The organism is Pseudoxanthomonas sp. LjRoot204_2 (assembly GCF_056175765.1).
In genome coordinates this window covers 1-4,267 of the sequence record NZ_JBGFFG010000295.1, presented here as the reverse complement: position 1 = coordinate 4,267, position 4,267 = coordinate 1, and the positions used below count along the sequence as shown (strand labels likewise).

Annotated in this window: 6 protein-coding genes; 2 read left to right on the top strand and 4 right to left on the bottom strand. The window is 67.5% G+C overall.

Translation table 11 applies throughout. From position 1 onward, the window contains the following. Positions 1-828 (bottom strand): SGNH/GDSL hydrolase family protein (locus tag AC04L7_RS13345; RefSeq protein WP_475513181.1); only part of this gene is annotated, 828 nt, incomplete at its 3' end. A gap of 142 nt (positions 829-970) precedes the next feature. On the opposite strand from AC04L7_RS13345, the gene AC04L7_RS13340 reads away from it, so the two are divergent. Next, positions 971-1,741, top strand: coding sequence for an alpha/beta fold hydrolase (locus tag AC04L7_RS13340; protein WP_435999062.1), 771 nt, complete (start codon positions 971-973; stop codon positions 1,739-1,741). On the opposite strand, the gene AC04L7_RS13335 is transcribed toward AC04L7_RS13340, so the two are convergent. Beyond that, positions 1,726-2,121: a hypothetical protein gene (locus tag AC04L7_RS13335; RefSeq protein WP_296281226.1), complete on the bottom strand. Its 396-nt coding sequence runs from the start codon at positions 2,119-2,121 to the stop codon at positions 1,726-1,728. The two genes, AC04L7_RS13340 and AC04L7_RS13335, sit on opposite strands and share 16 nt — an antisense overlap. Positions 2,122-2,131: 10 nt before the next feature. Continuing rightward, positions 2,132-2,614: a glutathione peroxidase gene (locus AC04L7_RS13330; RefSeq protein ID WP_475513180.1), complete on the bottom strand. Its 483-nt coding sequence runs from the start codon at positions 2,612-2,614 to the stop codon at positions 2,132-2,134. A gap of 134 nt (positions 2,615-2,748) precedes the next feature. Between AC04L7_RS13330 and AC04L7_RS13325 the strand changes: the two genes are divergently transcribed. Continuing rightward, positions 2,749-3,345: a hypothetical protein gene (locus tag AC04L7_RS13325; RefSeq protein WP_435999065.1), complete on the top strand. Its 597-nt coding sequence runs from the start codon at positions 2,749-2,751 to the stop codon at positions 3,343-3,345. Between the two features lie 92 nt (positions 3,346-3,437). Here AC04L7_RS13325 and AC04L7_RS13320 read toward each other — a convergent pair. Continuing rightward, the coding region (locus tag AC04L7_RS13320) for an amidohydrolase family protein (protein ID WP_475513179.1) at positions 3,438-4,267 on the bottom strand (830 nt) is incomplete at its 5' end.

The window sequence follows — 4,267 nt, the reverse complement described above, 5'->3', positions numbered from 1 at the left end:
GTATGCCGCGCGAGCCGTCGCGTCGCGGCCACCCCACAGCGCTGCGAACCAGGCCCGGTCGTCGAAGAAGGCGATGCGGGGATCCCGCATCGCCATGGCCTTCAGCGCGGCGTCGTAGCGATCCAGTGCGCGGGTGATGTTGGCCTGTTCGCGCGCTGACGACCAGCGTCGTACGTTCTCGCCGATGTTGGCGTTGTCGAAGATGCCGACCAGCACCACCCGCGTATCGGGATGGTGGCGATGGAGGTACGACACCGCCGCGCGTACGTCGTCGATGCACCCGTCGATCTCCGATGCCACGGCAGGATCGTCGGCGGAGGCGGCCAGCCGGTCGAGGTGCTCACGCTGGCCGAAGCTGTTCACGCCGATGCGGACGACGACGATGCCTCCCCGCCACGCGGCGGGTGCTTCGTCCATCTGCTGCACGAGGTGCGGCACCTGGCGCTGTACGTTCATCAGGTCGTTGCAGACCGCGCCGGACACGGCGAAGTTGTAGCCGAAGTCCTCCTTCTCCGGCGTCCGCGCCGGCAGGCCCAGCGCCTCCTCCACCATCGCAACGATCCGTCGGCTGCCGGAACGGCCCCAGTGCCCCTGGTCGACTTCGCCGCCGCGCAGCCGATGCAGCCACTCGGTCCATTGCCATGTCGTGTCGTGGAAGACGCCACCGCGCGCGCCGTCTTCGCCCGTGAACTGCGTGCGGTCGTGGTAAGCGTGACTGTCCGAGTCGCCCACCACGGCCAGCGGCACCGGTGCCGCGAACGATGCGTCCGCACAGATGCCGGCACACGCCAGCAGGGCGAACGCCCACGCCTTCTTGACCACCGTCATCTCCCGGAGACTTGTTTCCCGCATGACGGATAGAACGCCAAGCCCGTCGCGGTCGGGACATGGCGCTGCGTCCAGCCCCGCATGCACGCGCGCGTCGCCTGGCCGATGCTAGTCTCCGTGCATCGCACGCGGGGAGCACGGCATGGCAGGCACGGGGAAACGGTGGGTCGTGATCGTGATGGCGCTGGCGCTCGCGGGCTGCCTGCCGGCGATCGATGCCCGGGCGCCCGTGCCGCAGGCGCTGGTGCCGGCGGCGTCACCCCCCACGCGTCTGGTGGTGGTGCTGCCCGGACGCGGCGACGACGTGCAGGCGCTCCGCGAAAGCGGCATCGCGCCGGCCATCCAGTCGGCGTGGCCCGATGCGGATGTCGTGCTCACCGGGCTTGGCTTCGCGTATTACATGCAGGGACGCGCGCCGCAGCGACTGCACGATGAAGTGATCGTGCCCGCCCGTGCCCGCGGTTATCGCGAGGTCTGGCTGATCGGAGCCTCCATGGGAGGCATGGGCACGCTCATGTACGACCGCGCCTATCCCGGCGACGCCGATGGCCTGGTGCTGCTGGCGCCCTATCTGGGCGACCGCTCGCTGGTGAAGGACATCCGCACGCGGGGCCTGCGGCAGTGGGACGCGGGGCCCGTACCGGCCGAGGTGGATGCGGGCAACTACCAGCGCGAGCTGTGGCGCCACCTGCAGGGCTGGCAAGCCGATCCGGCACGTACGCGCTCCGTCTGGCTGGGCTATGGCGCGGAGGACCGGCTGGCCGACGCCATGCCGCCGCTGGCCGGACTGTTGCCGGCGGAGCACGTGGTCGTGGCAGAGGGCGGCCATGCGTGGAAGGTGTGGTCCCCCCTCGCCCGGCGCATGCTCACGGACGCCGGCCCTGCACGCCTGGACGCTCAGCGTTCGCCGTAGCGCAGCCAGCGGATCGCCGCGGCTTCGTCCGCGAAGACACGCGCATCGAAGCCGTTCTCGTTGGCCAGCAGGCCGGCGAACTCCACCTCGGGCAGCTGTTCGGCGTGCTTCTCCACGTACGCGATGCGGACGGCCTCCATCCCCTGCCCCTGCATGGCCTGCACGAACTGCAGCAACTGCGCGGGCGGAGGCGGCAAGCCTTCCATGTCGTCCACCACCAGCAGAGACGGCGGCGTTAGCCGACGCACTTCCTCCGCGATGGCCTGCCAGTACGCCAGCGTCGTTTCCAGCGTGCCGTTCGTACCGGTCACCCACGCGCGCAGTCCGTAGTCGGTGGTACCGAACGCGATATGGAACGACGGGGCGTGCACACCGCTCATGCCGTCGCGCTCAACCCAGTGCGGCGCGGATGTCGCCCGCCAGCGATTCCGGCGTATCGGYAGGCGCATAGCGCTTGATGACCCGTCCGTCGCGCCCGACCAGGAACTTGCTGAAGTTCCATTTGATGGCGCTGATGCCCAGCAGGCCGCCCTTCTCTTTCTTCAGCCATTTCCAGAGCGGATGCGCACCGTCGCCATTGACGTCGATCTTGGCGAACATCGGAAAGGTCACGTCGTAGTTCAGCGAGCAGAAATTCCGGATCTCGGCCTCGTCGCCCGGCTCCTGGTGGCCGAACTGGTCGCACGGGAATCCCAGCACGACCAGACCCTGCGGGCCGAACTCGCGCCACAGGGCTTCCAGGCCGGTGTACTGCGGCGTGAAGCCGCACTTGGAGGCCACGTTGACGATCAGCAGGGCCTTGCCCTGGTATTCGGACAGCGAGCGTTCGCGACCGTCGAGGTCCTGGGCGGAGAAATCGTAGGCGGTGGTCATGGGGTGATTGGCTCCGGGAAAGGCGCTATCAGACACCCGGCGCGTCCGCCGGGCAAGCCGCCGGGCCCACGCCGATCCATGGGAACGGCGTCCGGATTCGGCTACCGTGTCCATACGGGCCCAATGATACCGCCATGCACTACGCCGACCCCGCCAGCCATGCCAGTCTGTACATCCATGTCCGCATCCTGCTGGGCATGATCGTCGGCCTGGGCCTGACCCACCTGCTGCGCCATGTTGCGCGCATCGTCGAACGTCCGCAGGCGCACCGCATCTACGGCGTGCACCTGCTGTGGGCCGCCTTCATGTTCGTCTACGTCCTGCACTTCTGGTGGTGGGAATTCAGCCTGTCCCACCAGGCGCACTGGAACTTCAACCTCTACCTGTTCGTCACGCTGTACGCGCTGCTGCTGTACCTGCTGTGCGCGCTGGTGTTCCCCGAGTCGCTGGCCGATGGCGTCGGCTACCACGACTACTACTATGGACGGCGGCGCTGGTTCTTCGGCCTGCTGGCGGTGATGTTCGTCGTCGACATCGGCGACACCCTGATCAAGGGCGCGGCCTATGCCCAGCAGCTGGGACCGGAGTACTGGGTGCGTAATACGATGTATATCGCCGGCAGCCTGGCCGCCATCGCCACGCGCAACCCGCGCTATCACGCCATCTTCGCTGTGACGGCCTTGCTGTACGAACTGTCGTGGATCTGGCGACGCTACGAAATCCTGGTGTGATTGCCCGCTGTGGTGGGAGCGACGTCAGTCGTGAATGAAACGCAGCGGCAGTCTGATCGCGACTGACGTCGCTCCCACAACGTCATTTCGGCTTAMCGAGCCGGCTGGACCTTGATGGGTGGCGCGAACGGCGTGATCCCCAGCGCTTCGTGGATCTCCGCCGGGTAATACGCCCGGCCATCCTTGATGACCAGCGCCAGCTTGCGGATGTCCGCGATGTTGGCGGTGGGGTCCCCATCCACCAGCACCAGGTCCGCGCGCTTGCCCGGCGTGATGGAGCCGGCATCGTCCAGCGTGCGGCTGTACTTCGCACCGTTCCAGGTCGCTACCTGCAGGGCCTGCGACGGGCTCAGTCCGGCCTGCACATAGAGTTCGAGTTCGCGCTGCAGGGTGAAGCCCGGCAGTTCGTCGGTCCCGGCGACCAGCGGGACACCCGCGCGATACATGCGACCCGTGAAGTCGACCAGCTTGTCGAAGCTGCGCTTGTAGCGCGCGCCGGTCTCATCGTCCTTGATGTCCATCTCGGCCGCACGCCGGCTRCGCTGCACGTCCGGCGGCAGGTGGTCGGCCACGTCGGCGACGATCGGCGACAGCTGCCCTTCGCGCTGGTGGATGAACTCGAACGTCGCCAGCGTCGGGTCGATGACGATCTGTTTCTTCGCCAGCTCAGCGATGAAGTCCTGCACCGGCTTGCTGTCGAAGTCCAGGCCATCGGTCCTGTCGGCGACCAGGTAGAAGCGCGCCAGCGTGCGCGTGTCGGTCTCCGGCGTGACGAAGAAGTTCAGCATCACCTGGTTGATGTGCTGGATCTCGTCGTAGCCCTGCTCCACCACGTCCTGCGCGCGGAGGAACGCCGGTACGTGCCCGCTGACCCGCAGGCCACGCTGGTGCGCATATGCGGTGGTGTCGCGCAGGATGTCCT